Source organism: Sphingomonas trueperi (genome assembly GCF_011927635.1).
GTDB lineage: Bacteria > Pseudomonadota > Alphaproteobacteria > Sphingomonadales > Sphingomonadaceae > Sphingomonas > Sphingomonas trueperi.
In genome coordinates, this window is sequence record NZ_JAATJB010000030.1 from 1 (window position 1) to 15,990 (window position 15,990).

General features: G+C 64.5%; 16 protein-coding genes and 1 pseudogene. 12 read left to right on the top strand and 5 right to left on the bottom strand.

Features of this window, described 5'->3' with window-relative positions; all coding sequences use genetic code 11:
• The 4 genes and pseudogenes from GGR89_RS22510 to GGR89_RS21705 all read left to right on the top strand — a co-directional run.
• Positions 1 to 211, top strand: a pseudogene (locus GGR89_RS22510) (hypothetical protein); the annotation flags it as partial.
• Entirely contained in the window at positions 208 to 1,359 is a 1,152-nt protein-coding gene (locus GGR89_RS21695; RefSeq protein ID WP_007406242.1) for a TDT family transporter, read from the top strand. The pseudogene GGR89_RS22510 and the gene GGR89_RS21695, both read left to right, overlap by 4 nt.
• An 89-nt stretch (positions 1,360 to 1,448) precedes the next feature.
• Positions 1,449 to 2,684 (top strand): molybdopterin-dependent oxidoreductase, encoded by a 1,236-nt coding sequence (locus GGR89_RS21700; RefSeq protein WP_007406293.1) that lies wholly within the window; start codon positions 1,449 to 1,451, stop codon positions 2,682 to 2,684.
• A 14-nt stretch (positions 2,685 to 2,698) separates the two neighbouring features.
• Positions 2,699 to 3,181, top strand: coding sequence for a c-type cytochrome (locus tag GGR89_RS21705; protein WP_007406258.1), 483 nt, complete (start codon positions 2,699 to 2,701; stop codon positions 3,179 to 3,181).
• A 147-nt stretch (positions 3,182 to 3,328) separates the two neighbouring features.
• On the opposite strand, the gene GGR89_RS21710 is transcribed toward GGR89_RS21705, so the two are convergent.
• On the bottom strand, positions 3,329 to 3,982 hold the full coding sequence (locus tag GGR89_RS21710) for a recombinase family protein (RefSeq protein WP_007406279.1): 654 nt from the start codon (positions 3,980 to 3,982) through the stop codon (positions 3,329 to 3,331).
• Between the two features lie 151 nt (positions 3,983 to 4,133).
• Here GGR89_RS21710 and GGR89_RS21715 point away from each other — a divergent pair, with 151 nt between their 5' ends.
• From GGR89_RS21715 to GGR89_RS21735, 5 genes are all read left to right on the top strand, one after another.
• Entirely contained in the window at positions 4,134 to 4,496 is a 363-nt protein-coding gene (locus GGR89_RS21715) for an AbrB/MazE/SpoVT family DNA-binding domain-containing protein (RefSeq protein ID WP_202795898.1), read from the top strand.
• A complete protein-coding gene (locus tag GGR89_RS21720) occupies positions 4,489 to 4,887 on the top strand; it encodes a type II toxin-antitoxin system VapC family toxin (RefSeq protein WP_037569483.1) in 399 nt (132 codons plus the stop codon). The genes GGR89_RS21715 and GGR89_RS21720 overlap by 8 nt, the downstream gene beginning before the upstream one ends.
• A gap of 48 nt (positions 4,888 to 4,935) precedes the next feature.
• The gene (locus GGR89_RS21725) at positions 4,936 to 6,330 is read left to right on the top strand and encodes a toll/interleukin-1 receptor domain-containing protein (protein ID WP_007406249.1); all 1,395 of its coding nucleotides are present in this window, start codon (positions 4,936 to 4,938) and stop codon (positions 6,328 to 6,330) included.
• Positions 6,327 to 7,862, top strand: coding sequence for an argonaute/piwi family protein (locus tag GGR89_RS21730; protein ID WP_007406262.1), 1,536 nt, complete (start codon positions 6,327 to 6,329; stop codon positions 7,860 to 7,862). Before GGR89_RS21725 ends, GGR89_RS21730 begins: the two co-directional genes overlap by 4 nt.
• Before the next feature lie 181 nt (positions 7,863 to 8,043).
• The gene (locus GGR89_RS21735; RefSeq protein ID WP_007406283.1) at positions 8,044 to 9,090 is read left to right on the top strand and encodes a tyrosine-type recombinase/integrase; all 1,047 of its coding nucleotides are present in this window, start codon (positions 8,044 to 8,046) and stop codon (positions 9,088 to 9,090) included.
• A 97-nt stretch (positions 9,091 to 9,187) separates the two neighbouring features.
• Here the strand turns inward: GGR89_RS21735 and GGR89_RS22750 are convergent, their stop codons facing one another.
• Entirely contained in the window at positions 9,188 to 9,310 is a 123-nt protein-coding gene (locus GGR89_RS22750) for a hypothetical protein (protein ID WP_277600104.1), read from the bottom strand.
• Between GGR89_RS22750 and GGR89_RS21740 the strand changes: the two genes are divergently transcribed.
• Genes GGR89_RS21740 through GGR89_RS21750 form a run of 3 tightly spaced genes read left to right on the top strand, consistent with a single transcriptional unit; the run spans position 9,309 to position 14,120 of the window.
• Positions 9,309 to 10,421: a mannose-1-phosphate guanylyltransferase/mannose-6-phosphate isomerase gene (locus tag GGR89_RS21740; protein ID WP_125974934.1), complete on the top strand. Its 1,113-nt coding sequence runs from the start codon at positions 9,309 to 9,311 to the stop codon at positions 10,419 to 10,421. The genes GGR89_RS22750 and GGR89_RS21740 overlap by 2 nt on opposite strands.
• A 55-nt stretch (positions 10,422 to 10,476) precedes the next feature.
• Positions 10,477 to 12,786 carry a glycosyltransferase family 4 protein gene (locus GGR89_RS21745; protein ID WP_007406278.1) on the top strand — a complete coding sequence of 770 codons (2,310 nt, stop codon included), beginning with the start codon at positions 10,477 to 10,479 and terminating at the stop codon, positions 12,784 to 12,786.
• Complete coding sequence (locus GGR89_RS21750) at positions 12,777 to 14,120, top strand: glycoside hydrolase family 130 protein (RefSeq protein WP_037569485.1); 1,344 nt, start codon at positions 12,777 to 12,779, stop codon at positions 14,118 to 14,120. Before GGR89_RS21745 ends, GGR89_RS21750 begins: the two co-directional genes overlap by 10 nt.
• A 53-nt stretch (positions 14,121 to 14,173) precedes the next feature.
• On the opposite strand, the gene GGR89_RS21755 is transcribed toward GGR89_RS21750, so the two are convergent.
• The 3 genes from GGR89_RS21755 to GGR89_RS21765 form a co-directional block, all read right to left on the bottom strand.
• Positions 14,174 to 14,413 carry a hypothetical protein gene (locus GGR89_RS21755; RefSeq protein WP_007406266.1) on the bottom strand — a complete coding sequence of 80 codons (240 nt, stop codon included), beginning with the start codon at positions 14,411 to 14,413 and terminating at the stop codon, positions 14,174 to 14,176.
• Positions 14,414 to 14,483: 70 nt separating this feature from the next.
• Positions 14,484 to 15,110: a hypothetical protein gene (locus GGR89_RS21760; protein WP_125974932.1), complete on the bottom strand. Its 627-nt coding sequence runs from the start codon at positions 15,108 to 15,110 to the stop codon at positions 14,484 to 14,486.
• A 17-nt stretch (positions 15,111 to 15,127) separates the two neighbouring features.
• Positions 15,128 to 15,667, bottom strand: a complete 540-nt coding sequence (locus GGR89_RS21765) for a nucleotide exchange factor GrpE (RefSeq protein WP_007406296.1) — start codon at positions 15,665 to 15,667, stop codon at positions 15,128 to 15,130.
• Positions 15,668 to 15,990: the final 323 nt, after the last annotated feature.

The following is a 15,990-nucleotide window of genomic DNA, read 5'->3' on the forward strand; positions in this document are numbered from 1 at the left end:
ATCGGCTCCGCTACGCTACGCCTCCCGCCCAGGCTGGCATCACAGGCGCGCATCAACTAACTATGCAACCGGACCAGTCGTCGCAGGCAGTCCAGTCGAGCTGCCGCTCGGGCTGCCCGACCGCGCCTTTCACGCGCTGCGCCACAAGGAACGCTATCGCACCCGCGCGGCCGACGCGCTGACGGATCTCATCAAGGAGCAGGTCGCATGACTGCCGACACGCACTCCGTTCTCAGCGGCCTCAAGCCGCTCAGCCGGCTCGATCACCCCCGCGAGATGATCCGCCAGTTCACGCCCAACTGGTTCGCCGCGACGATGGGCACGGGCATCCTTGCCCTCGCGCTGCCGCAGGTGCCCGGCATCGGGCCTTCGCTTAAACCTGTCGGCGAGGTGTTGTGGTTCTTCAATATCGCGCTCTTCGCGCTGTTCGCCGGCCTCTATGGCGCGCGCTGGGTGATGTTCGGGCACGAGGCGCGGCGCATCTTCGGGCACAACACCGTGTCGATGTTCATCGGGACCATTCCGATGGGGCTGGCGACGATCATCAACGGCTGTCTCGCCTTCGGCATCGCGCGGTTCGGAAATGGCATCGTGCCGGTCGCGCATATCCTGTGGTGGATCGACGTCGCCATGTCGCTCGCCTGCGGCGTGCTGATCCCCTACCTGATGTTTACCCGCCACGAGCACAGCCTGGACGGCATGACCGCCGTATGGCTGCTGCCGGTCGTCGCTGCCGAAGTGGCGGGCGCCAGCGGCGGGCTGCTCGCGCCGCATCTAACCGATCCCCACGCGCAGATAGTGACGCTCGCGACCTCCTATGTGCTGTGGGCCTATTCGGTGCCGGTCGCGTTTGGCATCCTCGCCATCCTCATCCTGCGCATGGCACTCCACAAGTTGCCGCATGAAAGCATGGCGGCATCTTCCTGGCTGGCGCTGGGGCCGATCGGCACGGGTGCTCTGGGCATGCTGGTGCTCGGCGCGGATGCGCCGGCGATCCTCACCGCGCACGGGCTAGCCGGCGTCGGCACCGTCGCGCAGGGGATCGGCGTTGTCGCCGGGCTCTGCCTTTGGGGTTTCGGCCTGTGGTGGCTGGCGCTCGCGACGCTTATCACCATCCGCTACTGGCGCGCGGGCGTGCCGTTCAACCTCGGCTGGTGGGGCTACACCTTCCCGCTCGGCGTCTACACCGTCGCCACCTTCCGCCTCGGCACGACGCTGAACCTTATGTTTTTCGGTATCGTCGGCACGGTGCTGACGGTTGCGCTCGCGGCGATGTGGCTGCTGGTCGGTGCCAAGACGCTAGCCGGTGCATGGCGGGGCAACCTGTTCGTCTCTCCCTGCATCGCCACCCCGAACTGATCCGCCATGATGATCGGATCAGTCGGTCCGATCACTTGCAGAATGCCCCTTCGATCCGCCAGTGTGACTGGCCACAGGAGAGCCTTGTCATGGACAATTTCGACGCCGGGCTGGCGAGTGAGACCAGCCGTCGCCGCTTCCTCAGCCATGCCGCGCTCGGCACCGCCGGCCTTGCCGCCGCGCCGGCACTGGCGCAGCAGCTCGTCGACCTGAAGCTGCCCGGCGGCAATGCCGAGCGGCCGATGACCAGCGCCTTTCCCGGCAAGGGCAGCATGATCCTCCAGCGCGTCCATCCACCCTTGCTGGAGACGCCGATGGAGGTCTTCGACAAGTCGGTGTTCACGCCCAACGACCAGTTCTTCGTCCGCTGGCACTGGGCCGACATACCGACCTCGATCGACGTCGAAAGTTTCCGCCTCAACGTCTTCGGCCACGTCAATCGGCCGCTGTCGATCAGCCTCGCTCAGCTGCTGCGCCTTCCACGGGTCGAGATGGCGGCGGTGAACCAGTGCTCGGGCAACAGCCGCGGGCTGTTCCAGCCGCGCGTCGCCGGCGCGCAATGGGGCAATGGCGCGATGGGCAACGCCAAGTGGCTCGGCGTTCGCCTGCGCGACGTGCTCGACCTCGCCGGGGTCAAGGCAGGCGCGGTGCAGGTGCGCTTCGGCGCTCTCGATCAGCCGGTCGTGGCGGGCGCTCCTGACTTCGAGAAGGCACTCGACATCGACCATGCCCGCGACGGCGAGGTCATGATCGCCTTCGGCATGAACGGCGAGCAACTGCCGCTCCTCAACGGCTTTCCCTGCCGGCTGATCGTGCCGGGCTGGTACTCGACCTATTGGGTCAAGATGCTGAACGCGATCGAGGTACTGCCCGGCCCTGACGACCAGTATTGGATGGCCAAGGCCTACAAGATCCCCGCGACACCCGGCGCGAATGTCGCGCCCGGTGCCAAGGACTTCCCGACCGTACCGATCAATCGCATGATCCCGCGTAGCTGGATGACCAGCCTGCCCGATGGTCAGGCGATCGCCTATGAAGCGTCGATCCCGGTCGGCGGCATCGCAATGGGCGGCGATTGCGGCGTCGCCAAGGTCGATGTGTCGTCGGACGGTGGCCGCACCTGGTACAGGACGACGCTCGGAGCGGACGAGGGCAGGTACAGCTTCCGGCGCTGGGACGGGCGGGTGCCGCTGAGACGCGGGCCTAACCCCATCATGGTGCGCTGCTGGAACACCAACGGTGTCGCTCAGCCGATGAAGCCGATCTGGAATCCCGGCGGGTTCATGCGCGGCAACATTGAAACCACCACCATCATCGCGGCCTGAGGAGCGAGCAAATCATGAAGACTCCGTCTCCCGGCATGATGGCTGCTGGCCTGATCGGCCTGACCGGCATCATCCTCGTCTCGATCGGCGCGCCGAGCAGCCGCAAGGCGCCCGTTCCGATCTCCGAGATGTCTGAGCCGGCACCGGCCGCCAGCGTGTCAGCGCGCGGCTTCTCGCTTGCCTCGACCAGCGTCGACCTGCCGGCCGACGACGCGACCTACCCCGACGGTCCGCACGCCGACGTCATCAATGCCAATTGCACCTCGTGCCACTCAGCCAGCATGGCGCTGACCCAGCCTGCGCTATCGGCGGATCAGTGGAAGGCGACCGTCACCAAGATGCGTGAGGTGTATAAGGCGCCAGTGGCCGAGAAGGACGTCGATGCGATCGTTGCTTATCTCACCGCTATGCCGAGCCAGAAGGTGGCACCCGCGACCGGCAAGGCGCAGGACCCGGACCCCAAAGTGGCTCCTGATGTCTCAGGTGGAACCGGCTAACCGATCTACTTCCATAATCCCGAAATACCATCCCAATCGGGACGGTGTCGGAGCCGTCCGGTTGTGACACTGCCCCCCGCCTTCGCTTTTCCGCGGGTTTATAGGTGTCATAACCCTGCATCGAAGCGCGTCAGACGCCGAACTGAATCACTTGGGATCAGCAGCAGGTGCAGAAGTCGTTCCGGCACCTTTCGCTCTGTCCAGGGCCGTCACCCGCTTGACCTGCGCGATGCTGCATCCGGCAAGCTCCGCGGTTTTCGCGATGCTCATGCCCGCCTCGCGCAGACCTACGATGCGTCGATGGTGGGCGAGATCCGGCTTGCGGCCGGTGTAACGCCCCGCCCTCTTCGCAACTTCGATGCCCTCGCGCTGCCGCTCGCGCCGGGTCTCATAGTCATCCCGAGCCGTCTGCAGCGCGACGCGCAACAGCATGTCCTGCACCGCCTCGAGCACGATTCGCGCCACGCCGGCGCTGTCGGCTACTAAGTCAGACAGGTCCACGATGCCCGGCACCGCCAACTGCGCCCCTCTGCCCCGGATCGTCTCCACCAGAAGCTCTGCCTCCGGCAGAGGCAGGCGGCTGATGCGGTCGATCTTCTCGGCCACCACCACCTCGCCCGGCTGCAGGTCCGCCACCATGCGCAGCAGCTCGGATCGGTCGGGCCGCGCGCCTGATGCCTTTTCCCGGTAGACCGCCGCAATGTAGAAGCCTGCCGCCCGCGCGCCCGCCACGATGCTCTCCTGACGTGTCAGGTCCTGCTCGTCCGTGCTCACACGCAGGTAAACCCGCGCCGCCTTCATCTCGATGCCTGCCATTTGCTCGTCACTTCAGCCCGGCCTTCTTGGGTATACCCTTGTGAGCCAATCATGCAGCAGGCGGCTCAGAACGGCAAGTGCCGGTCCTACGGAGCCTAGCTAAGCAGACCGGGTCTAAGTAGCTGCTCCATTATTGATGAACGATATTTCGGTGACCAGCCGTGCATCGATCCCTCCCTGCACGCTGGCGTCCGACGTTGCCCTCCGGTATAAAGCCGTTGGACAGGTCAGAGCAGCGGGATTGGTGCAGATGGAAGCACAGAGGGTCAAAATCGTGGACGGTGGTAAGCTCGTGATCCCGGCGGCAATGCGCCGTGAGCTCGGGATCACCACGGGTGACACCGTTCTCGTCGATGTGGACGATGGCGAATTGCGGGTACGTTCCGTACCTAAGGCACTTGAGCGTGCTCGCGCCATCCTGCGCAAGTATGTGCCCGAAGGCGTCGGCTTGGCTGACGAGCTGATCGCGGAGCGTCGGCGTGAGGCGGAGCGTGAGTAGCAAAGTCGTACTCGACGCCTCCGCCCTGCTCTGTCTTCTGAACGATGAACCCGGGGCGGATAGGGTAGTCGACGTCCTGACCCGCAGCATCATCGGAACAGCCAACCTCGCAGAGGTCGTCTCCAAGCTACGGGACCGGGGATTGCCGCTCGACGAGGTGCGTGAGGCGCTTGGCGGGCTGCATCTTGATGTCCGGCCGCTCACTCCTGCCCAGGCACTCATAGTAGGCGACCTCCGGCCAGCCACGAAGGCGCTCGGTCTTTCTCTCGGCGATCGGACGTGCCTTGCTTTGGCGATCGACCTGCAAGCCGAGATGCTCACAACGGACGGGCCACTTGCGAGTGCCGATGTAGGCATCACCATCACCAACGTGCGCCCTCTGGCAGAGTAGTCGCACGTTCGTGCTTTTAGGTACGGCACTCTGCTGGCGGGGACTCCCATGACTACCGCTCCGACACCGGTGCGCGACACAATTCTGATCACGCACGCCAATCCTGAGGACAATTGCTTCGCCCGGTGGCTTGCCGGGCGCCTAACCACGGCCGGATACAAGGTCTGGGTCGACGTTCGCGCGCTTCGGGGTGGCGACGATTTCTGGGACAAGATCGAGCACGTGCTGCGGCACGAGGCCATCAAGCAGATCGTCGTGGTGTCCGAGCATATCGGCAAGCAAGGCGTAAAGAAGGAGCTCGCTCTCGGCGACGTCATGCGTCGCAAGCTCGGCGACGCGGAGTTCATGATTCCGATCCGGATTGCCGACGTGGATTTCGGCGATTTCCCAACAGAGATCCTCCGCCAGAACGCACACAATGCGTTCCCTAATTGGGCGGCCTGTCTTCAGCCCCTGCTCGAAACGCTCGACACCTCACGTGTGCTGAAGGTCGAGCATCCGGACGCCGAGCAGCTTGCGATGATCGTTGCTGCCCAAGAGGACGGTCGAAAGCTGGTCACTCCAAATCCCGAGACGCTTTACAGCAACTGGTTCGAACTCCGGGCGAGGCCCGACGTCTGGATCCTGGAGGCGAAGGGAACGACTGCGCAGCTGGAAGCCTGGAGCCAGTTTACGCGTGTTCCCCATGTGCTTCACGAGGGAGGCGCCATCGCCTTCTGCGGACCCGATGCTATCGAGCGTCTCGACAACGGCGCTCCGCCTTTGAAGGCGCGCGCCAGCTTGCCATTCAACGGCGTGATCGACGGTACCTATAGCCGCCACTTCGGTGAGCGTTCCAATGCACGGCGGATCGCCGTCAATTTGATGCGTCAGCACTGGGACCTGGCCATGCATCGTCTCGGGCTACTTCCTGTCGATTTCGCCTCGGGCGCCCGAGGCCGCTTCTTCCCCGACGGACTCATCGACGGAAGAGTGAAGCTGACGCTGAGCGATGGACATCGGGTCGACCGTGTCCTGAGCGGCAAGTTCAAGGATCGGCGCTGGCACCTGTGCCTTGTCGCTCAACCCAAGCTCTGGCCGGATGCTCTCTTCCGGGTCCATGCCAATGTTGCGGTGACGACCGACGGCCGAACCCCGCTCCCGGGTGAACAGCTGCAGCGCATCCGATTGCGCCTCACGCGGTCCTGGTTCAATGACAAATGGCGCGACATGCTGCTCGCCGCGATGGGCTGGCTTGCCGAAGGTGAAGCGGCACTAGACATTGCCGCGTCCGGTGAGCGCCTCACCGTCGCTAGCTTACCGATGAGCTTCGACTTTCCAGTCAGCTTCGCCGCGGAAGAAGACCGCCGAGCCGAGGAAGACGACGGAGGCCAGATAACTCTGTCAGAGGACTTCGAAACGGCCTTTGACCGGGATGAGATACCGGAGGAGGCCGACGCATGAGCATCCTCACGCACCGCATCGCCGAGCCTTTGCTCGAGTTCGGTCACGGGCAGCAGATGGAAGCGCCAAAAGATGGGCTCTTCCTCTTCGGGCCGCTCGAAGGTCCAGATGGCCGCTCCCAGGTACGCTTGGGCGTCATCGGGACGGAGAGCGGCGTCGGCCTATCCCGCCGCTGGTTAGAGCGGATCAGCCTGCATATACCCGGCAAAGTCGATGCGAAGGGCAAGCCCGTCTTATGGGCACCCGCATGGCCGGGCTTCGAGGCCTGCTTCGGCATCCCGCTGCCGACCCGCGGCATGGTCGAGCTAGCGGTCAAGAGCGGCGACATCGATCATTGCATCAAGAAGAACAATCGCGCCGACGCGGTTCGTTCCACGGTGCTGCTGTTCGCCGACGCGATCCGCGCGCACATCCGCGCCGAGGAGCGCCGTCCCGACGTCTGGCTCGTTGTCGTTCCGGACGTCGTCTATCGCTATGGACGCCCCCAGGTCGCACCACCGCCCAAGGACGAGCGCACCCCCTCCGACATCACGAGCTTCAAGGACGCCAAACGCTTCTTCCAGATGGGCGGCGACCTGTTCCCCGACACGGTGCGGGATGCCGAAACTTACCTGTTCTCGAACAATTTCCACCACCAGCTGAAAGCCGAGTTGCTGCAGGACGGCGTCGTCCTCCAGCTGATCCTCGAAAGCACGCTGGTCGACCGCAACCTCAACATAGCCAACGACCGCCGACGCGGCCTTCAGGACGAGGCCACGGTTGCCTGGAACTTCTGCACCACGCTCTACTTCAAGATGGACGCGAAGCCTTGGGCCTTAGCCCATGTCCGGCCTGGCGTGTGCTACGTCGGACTGGTGTTCAAGAACGACGACACGCCTGCGGCAACGGGCGAGGCCTGTTGCGCCGCGCAGATGTTCCTCAACTCAGGCGACGGCCTCGTCTTTCGCGGCGCCCTTGGCCCCTGGTACTCCGACGAGCGCAAGGAATATCACCTGTCGAGGAGCGCGGCGGCGAATTTGATGACCTCGGTGGTCGAGGGCTATAAGCTCAAGCACGGCAAGCCACCGAACCAGCTGTTCATCCATGGGCGTCACCGCTTTTCCGACGATGAGTGGGACGGCTTTTGCAGCGCAGTACCCACTGAAACACAGCTGGTAGGAGTCAGGATCAAGCAGCTCGATGACGTTCGGCTGTTCCGCCCCTCCGCGTCGACACCGGTCCTGCGCGGCACGGCCCTTACCGTGGGTGACTGGTCAGGTTACCTTTGGGCGCGGGGGTTCGTACCCCGGCTGGCAGGTTATCAAGGGTTCGAGACACCCAAGCCGCTCACCGTCGACGTGACGCATGGCGAAGGGGACATCGTAGAGGTGCTCGGCGACATCCTTGCGCTCACCAAGGTCAACTACAACGCCTGCGATTTCGCGAGCGCCCTGCCCGTGACGCTCAAGTTCGCGGACCGGGTGGGTGAGATCCTGATGGCATCGCCCCATACCGTTACCGCACCGCCGCTGCCGTTTCGGCACTACATCTGATGCCATGAGCGCCGACTAACGCCGATGTGGGTTCGATCCTAAGGCGAAGATGGTGACGTCCAGTTCAGGCACAAATCCACTATTTCGGGAGCTTGCCGCCGGGCAGATGCCGTCCACCATTTAAGGAAAACCTACAGGTGGCAAACCGGCGCTGACAGTCCATCGAACTGCGGCACCGATCTTGCACGACCCAAGTCCCGACCAAGCCGAGCCCGAGCCCGTCACGCTGCCGGCGCTGGCGCCCGACGCCGCGATGCTTGCCGTGCTCCACGAGGATCTCGAACGCGCGGCCGCCTACAAGAAAGCCGCGCGCGCCGCCGCGACCCATCGCGCCTATAACTCCGACTGGATCATCTACACCGACTGGTGTCGCACGCGCGGCCTCGTAGCGATGCCGGCACATCCGGAACAGATTGCCGCGTTCGTCGCGAACCAGGCCGCGTCCGGTCTTAAGCCAAGCACCATCGAACGGCGCGTGGCCGCGATCGGCCACCATCATCGCACAAGCAACTATCCAGCGCCGGCCGCGCACCCGGAAGCGGGCGGCCTGCGCGAGGCGCTTGCCGGCATCCGCAACGAAAAGCGGGCCAAGAAAACCCGCAAGGAGCCCGCAGACGCCACCGCGCTCCGCGACATGCTGGCGCAGATCAAGGGCGATGGCCTGCGCGCCCGTCGCGATCGTGCCGCGCTCGCGATCGGCATGGCCGCCGCGTTGCGCCGTTCCGAGCTGGTGGCGTTGACGCTCGAGAATGTCGGCATCCTCGACCACGGGATCGAACTCTACCTCGGCACCACCAAAACGGACCAAGCCGGCGAAGGCACGACGATCGCGATCCCCGAAGGCACCCGGCTGCGCCCGAAGGCGCTGCTGCTCGAATGGATCAGCGCCGTGCGGGTGCTGGAGGCCGAAGTTGTCCGCACGCCCGCGCAGGAAGCGACGGTCCCGCTGTTCCGCCGCCTCACCCGCAGCGACCAACTTACCGGCGAGCCGATGTCCGACAAGGCAGTCGCGCGCTTGGTCAAGCGCTATGCCGGTGCCGCCGGCTACGACGCCGCCAAATTCTCCGGTCACTCGCTGCGCGCGGGGTTCCTGACCGAAGCAGCCAGTCAGGGCGCGACGATCTTCAAGATGCAGGAGGTCAGCCGCCACAAGACGGTGCAAGTCCTCTCGGACTATGTCCGCTCGGCCGACCGGTTCCGCGACCATGCCGGCCAGCGGTTTCTCTGATCCAGAGCGCCGCCGCTCGCGACAGCCGGCCTCATGAGCAGGCAGTGATGCTACGACTGATCTAGCGCAGGGCGGGGCAGCCGCGCCCTCCTTACCCTCACGTAGCCTTGGCGGCGGGTGCGGCCATCAGGATCGCGCCCAAAGCTGAAAGGAAATCGGAAAAGTGTCCCTGGAGCGCGCCGCTCCCATGGCGGGACTTCGCGACAAAGGCCTGATTCATGCAGCTCATCCCCGTCATCCTTTCCGGCGGCGCAGGGACGAGACTGTGGCCACTCTCCACAGAGCAGACGCCGAAGCAGTTCCTTCCACTGGCAGGCGAAGAAAGCCTCCTGCAGCAGACGGCTTTGCGCGCCAGGAGCATCGCGCAAGCAAGCTCCCCCGTCGTCGTCGCCAGCCAGGACCATGAGCGGCAGATCCTCGGAGAGCTCGAAGCGGTGGGATGCCCACCCTCCCGGCTGCTCCTCGAGCCGATCGGGCGCAACACCGCCCCCGCCCTCGCCATGGCGGCGCTCGAATGCACGGATGAGAACGCGTTGTTGCTGGTCATGCCGAGCGATCATGTGATCAGGGACGTGGAGTCCTTCGGCGAAGCCGTGCATCGGGCTCTTCCCCTGGCCCAGGATGGCTGGCTGGTGACGTTCGGCATCACTCCAGACCGCCCCGCGACCGGTTATGGCTATATCCACATGGGAGAGCCGCTCTCCGGCGAGATTTGCCGGGTGAACCGCTTTGTCGAGAAGCCAGAGGCGGCACGCGCGGAACGCATGCTTGCCGATGGCCGATATGTTTGGAACGCAGGCATCTTCCTCCTCCGCTCGGACCGCCTCATCGAGGAACTCTCGGTTCACGCGCCGGGACTTCTCGGATCGGTTCGCAAGGCTTTGGCGACCGCCGATCGCGAGGGCAATCGAGTGATTCCCGATAGAGCCACCTTCGCATCCGTGGAGGCGAAATCGATCGACTATGTCGTGATGGAGCACGCCGCGCGCATGGCGGTGGTTCCCGTCGACGTGGGATGGTCCGACATCGGGAGCTGGGATGCGCTTCATGAGATCGAAGCGCAGGACGACAGCGGAAATGCGCTGCACGGCGATGTCCTAGCGCTGGAAAGCCACGGATGCCTCATTCGGACGAGCGGGCCCCGCGTTGCCGCGCTGGGCGTGTCCGATCTCGTTATCGTTGCCACGGATGACGTCGTGCTGGTGATCCCGCGGGAGCGTGCCCAGGAGGTACGACGACTGGTGCAACGCGCCAGTCAAGCGACGCCTCCGCCACCGCGACGACCGCAGCGAACCGCCGCCCTGTCGATCGCCACGCCCGCCGCCTCGTGAGCAGGAAAAGGGATCGGCGACACGGATCTCGAAGACGCCCGGAATGGAGAGTAAGATGAACGGCTATGCTCTGACGCCGCCGGTTCGCCACATCGCGCTGATCGGCAATTTCCCTCCTCGACGCTGCGGCATCGCGACTTTCACCGCCGATCTGCACGACGCGCTGCGCCAGATATCGCCCGACGCCAGTCTCTCCACTGTCGCGATGAACGATCCTGGGACGCGGCACCGCTACCCGGAGGAAGTAGGCTACGAGATCGCGCAGGACGATCCCGACGCCTACCTGGCGGCTGCGGACCACCTCAATGCGCTCAATCCGGACGTCATCTGCGTTCAGCATGAATTCGGCATCTTCGGTGGGAAGGCAGGCGGCTACTTGCTGCCGATGCTCGAGAGGCTTCGGGCGCCGGTCGTGACGACGCTTCACACGGTGCTGACGCAGCCCGACCCGGATCAACGACGGGTGATGCGCGCTCTCGCCGAGCGGTCATCCCGCCTGGTCGTCATGACCGAGATGGGCCGAACGATTCTTACCCGTGACATGGAGGTGGCGGCCGGCAAGATCGCCGTGATCCCGCATGGCATCCCCGATCTGCCCTTCCTGGACCCAGCCTTCCACAAGCACCGCTTCGGGCTCGACGGCCATCGCGTCATCCTGACCTTCGGCCTGCTTTCCCCAAACAAGGGCATCGAGGTGATGATCGAAGCGCTTTATCGCCTCGTGAAGGACCATCCAGATCTCGTATACATCGTCCTCGGCGCGACGCACCCTCATCTGGCGGCGCGCGAGGGCGAACGCTACCGCGACGAGCTGGCAAGTCGCGTCCGCCGCCTCGGTCTCGAGAGCCATGTGCGCTTCGTGAACGAGTATGTCGACGCGCCGACCTTGCAGGCGTGGCTCTCGGCCTGCGACATCTATGTGACGCCCTATCTCTCCGAGGCGCAGATCACGAGCGGAACGCTCGCCTACGCTGTCGGCTTGGGCAAGGCGGTGATCTCTACCCCCTATTGGCACGCGCAGGAGTTGCTCGCCGGGCGTCGCGGTCAGCTGGTCCCCTTCGGTTCGCCCGAGGCGCTCGCCGGATCCGTGGGCGCCGTTCTGTCCAACAGGAACCTTCGCGACGAGATGCGGCGCAACGCTTATCAAGCCGGCCGTGACATGATCTGGCCTGTGGTGGCGGAGCGCTATACGACGCTTTTTCAGCGGGCGCGCATCGAGGTCTTTGGTAAGCCGGGCGTCGTGCAGCTCCATGCCTCCAAGTCGAAGCCGCCGAAGCCAAGCCTCAGCGCCGTGGCGCGGCTGACCGATGGGTGCGGTATGCTGCAGCACAGTCGGTCCACCGTCCCCGACCGGCGCCATGGCTATTGCCTCGATGATAACGCCCGCGCGCTGATGCTCGCCACGCAGTTCGAAGCAGAGCGAATCGAGGCCAAGCGCGCGCTTGCCCTGGCGCCTACCTACGCCTCGTTCGTCGACCTTGCCTGGAACGAGCAGTCACAGCGCTTTCGCAACTTCATGGCTTTCAACCGGAACTGGCTCGAACAGGAAGGCTCGCAGGACAGCTTCGGCCGCGCTGTCTGGGCGATCGGCCGTACGGCCGAGCTCACCCGCAATCACGGTCTCAAGCTCTGGGCGACGGCGCTCGCAGACAAGGTGATCCCGGCAAGCGCATTCCTCACCAGCCCCCGCGCCCGCGCCTTCGCCATTCTCGGCCTAGCAGCGCATCTCAGCGTGTACCCGGGCCACCGACCGGCAAGGCTTCAACTTGAATCGTTCGCCGGGGAGCTGCTCGACCTGCTTCGTACAGTAAGGCGGGACGCCTGGACGTGGTTCGAGCCGGTCCTTGCCTATGACAATGCCCGCCTGCCGGAAGCACTGCTGCTGGCGAGTACCGTTCTCGGTCGCACGGACATGCGACAGGACGCCCTGGAGGCGCTGGACTGGCTCCGGCGCCAGCAGACCGCTCCGGAAGGCCATTTCCGGCCGGTCGGCACCCAAAGCTTCGGCGCGGCCTTTCAACCGCCGCGTGCCTTCGATCAGCAGCCGCTCGAGGCCTGGGCGACGATCGATGCCTGCACGCTCGCATTCGCGCAGGACGGCGATCGCCGATGGCGGGACCATGCCGAAGCCGCGTTTGCCTGGTATCTTGGCGCAAATGATCTCGGCGTCCGGATCGCGAGCCCCGATGGCGGTTGCTACGATGGCCTGCAGGTGGATCGGGTGAACCTCAACCAAGGCGCAGAATCCATCCTCGCCTTCCAGTTTGCCGCCCTGGCGATCGCGCGCTTGCGCAACGAGGCGGCCGCGTTGGACACAAGCGAGGAGCGCCAGGTGGCCGCGTCCGGAGGCAAGGCATGCCGCTGATCCAATCCAGCCTGCACCTCCTTCCGAACCCTTCCAGAGTGGTCGTCCGGCCCTTGCAAATCGCGTCGGAGCCGCGGCACCTCAATCCTGTCGATAATGAGCGGATGCGCCGGATCATCGCTGCCGTGCGGGCGATGGACGGCCGCACGACCCAAGCGGAGCTTGCCCTCGTGCTCGCGGATTTCGAGAGCCGGCACCGTGAGATTCGCAAGGTTTTCGAAGAGCGATACGATCAGGTCGCGACCGACATTGGTCTCACCGGTTCGTTAGACCGTTCGCAGCGGCAGCTTATCGGCGCCTATTTTTGCCATGAATATTCGTTCGGTGCCGCTGCTGTCATGAACCCGAGCATCGTGCCTCATCCTGACCAGACGGGGCTCCCGCATGGCGCATTGCGCTTCATCCTGTCCCTGCGCGCCGTCGGCGAGGGGCACATCTCATCGGTGACGTTCCGCCAAGGCATCGTCCTTCCAGACGGCTCGCTCGAACTCGAGCCGGAACCGGATCTTGCAGTCGCCGCCAAAGCCGAGAGCCACGACGATGGCAGAGTCGTCTTTCGCCGCCATGACTGCAGCAACCGTCTCGACGAGATGGTGCTGTTTCCATTCACGCCCGCGCAGCGCAACGGCTTGGAGGACCTACGCCTCGTACGGTTCGAGCAGGATGATGGCGGCTTTACCTATTACGGTACCTATACCGCCTACAGCGGCAAGGCGATCTCCTCGGAAATCCTCGAGACCCGCGATTTTGAGACGTTCGAGCTTCGTCCGCTCCAAGGCAGCGCCGCACGCAACAAGGGCATGGCGCTCTTCCCGCGTAGTTTCGACGGAGACTATTTGATGATCGGCAGGCAGGATGGCGAAAGCCTTTATCTGCTGCGCTCCTCCGATCTCAATCGCTGGGAGCATGGCGAACTTCTTGCCCGCCCCGAATATGCCTGGGAGCTCATTCAGATCGGCAACTGCGGATCACCTATTGAGCTGGAAGAAGGGTGGCTGGTGCTCACCCACGGCGTCGGCGCCATGCGCAAATATTCCATCGGGGCGCTGCTGCTCGATCGGGATGACCCCAGCCGCGTTATCGGCCGAACAGCAGTGCCGCTCCTCTCGCCCTCGGATGAAGCACGCGAAGGCTATGTTCCCAACGTCGTCTACACCTGCGGGGCGTTGGCGCACGCCGGCCGCCTGATCATGCCGTATGGCGTGGCGGACAGTTCCGTGAGCTTCGCGTCGATGGACCTGGCGGAATTGCTGGCGATGCTGTCGCCGCCAGCTGGCGCCCGGTCCCCACTCGCCCAGGATGTGGAGCCGATCCGGGACCGAACGGACGCGTGATCCTTCGCTCTGACGGGGCAGCGGACGTCAGTCGTGCACCAGCAGGCACTTGCCTAATGCAGCGTCGTGTCGGTCTCGACGTCCGCCTCCGCGATGACATACTCGTCCCCCTCCCCCGCGAAGAACATCGTGACGCGTTCTTCCTCGTTGTCTGGAGGCGGCCGATCGGGGAAATGTTCAGCCCAGGCGCCGTTCACGTAGGACAAAAGGGTGGACCAGGCGATTGCATGGTTCGGGTGCGTCGACAGGAAGACCTTACCGAGGTGCTCGATCATCAGGACGACAACGGACATACGCCTACTCCGCCACCTTGACTCGCGAGAACATCTGCAAAGACGAGGTCGCAGAGAGAGGATCAGACCATCAACGGCTTCCGGCTGGGTCGGAAGTGTGAATGCGTGACAAAATCTGTTCCACTTCGAAGAGATCGCCCGACGTCTCGACACCAGGTCCGCAGAGACGAATGATCATCCGCCCCTCGACTACCTTGCTTCCTATTCGAGGTGCAGATCCGAGGCCAAAATGAACGCCTGGCTTGTCGAGCACATGCTGATAGAGCCGCCAGTAACGGCGCCATTCGGCCGCGCTTCCGCTCGTCGAAACGGTCATATGGCCGGATCGGAGCGGCACATACGACACATCGCGGCTTAACTGCGCGCGTTCGATCGCAAAGCAGCGCGCCCCTCGGCCTGCAGCGACTTGCGCCGCTTTCCTCAGCAAGCCCGTCCGCACCGACCGGTCAGGCCAGCGAGTCGGGGCGAGGATTGCGATTTCATAGCTCGGCCGATCGCCGCTGCCGACCTCGCGGACTTCGAAAGTCGGGAGCTGGGGCTCGCTTTTCGCAGGCGCCGGGTCGACATGCGCGGCCGAGACGAGGGCGAGCACGCCGCACCACCAGTTGCCCCTTGTGGACCGGGCCGAGCGCCGCAGCAGCCGGCCAAAGCTCTGCCGTGTTCCGGGGGCGTCAGCGGCGGAGGCGAACCGTATCATCGGATCCGCCTCCTCGCTCAGCTCGCCCTTGAAATCACGACGCGCGCGGGCCGCACAAGCCGGCTTGCAACCCTGTATCCGGGCTGGAGGGTCTCCAGGACCAGGCCATCACCGGTCTCGTCATCAGATCGCGATGAGATCGCATCGTGGATGTTGGGGTCGAACGCCTCGCCCGTACCGGGGCATATTCGCTCGACGCCAACCTTGACCAGCGCATCGAGGAACGCGCGACTGGTCGCCCGGAGCCCGTTTAACAGGGCATCGACACTCGGCCGGGTTCCTTCCTCCGTCCGGCTGGCCGCCTCGATGGCGAGATCGAGGCTGTCGAGAGCGGGAACGATCTTCGAGACTAGGTCTGCAATGCCGGTTTCGCGCCCCTCGGCACGCGCGCGATCGGCTCGCTTTCTGGCATTCTCGGCATCGGCCAGCGCACGCAGGAGCCGCTCCCGCAGCTCGTCGGCTTCCGATGCGGCCGCCTGCTTGGACTCGGGCTTCTCCACCCCTTGCTCCTGCGGCTCCGGAGACTGCCCTCCTTCAGCGATGTCGTCCTGGTTCATTTGACCGAGCCTTCATTCATCCGTGCAAGCGGCAGGCGCCACTTCACCAAACAGTGATCAGCGGAACGGACCGGATCACTTCTTCGCGTCGTCCGCCTCCTCGAACTCGGCATCCACAATCCCGTCGTCAGCCGACGATGTGCTGCCCGGCTCGGAGCGCTGGGCGCTGGCGACCTTCTGCGTCGCAGACTGCAGATCCTCGCCGCGCGCGCGGATGTCCTCGATCTGGTGGTCTGCCTTGGAAAAACTGGTCCAATTCTGAAGAGAGCCCTGCGGGGCGTGAGAATTGGAGATTGGTATGGGACGTCAGCGGTTTACGCCGG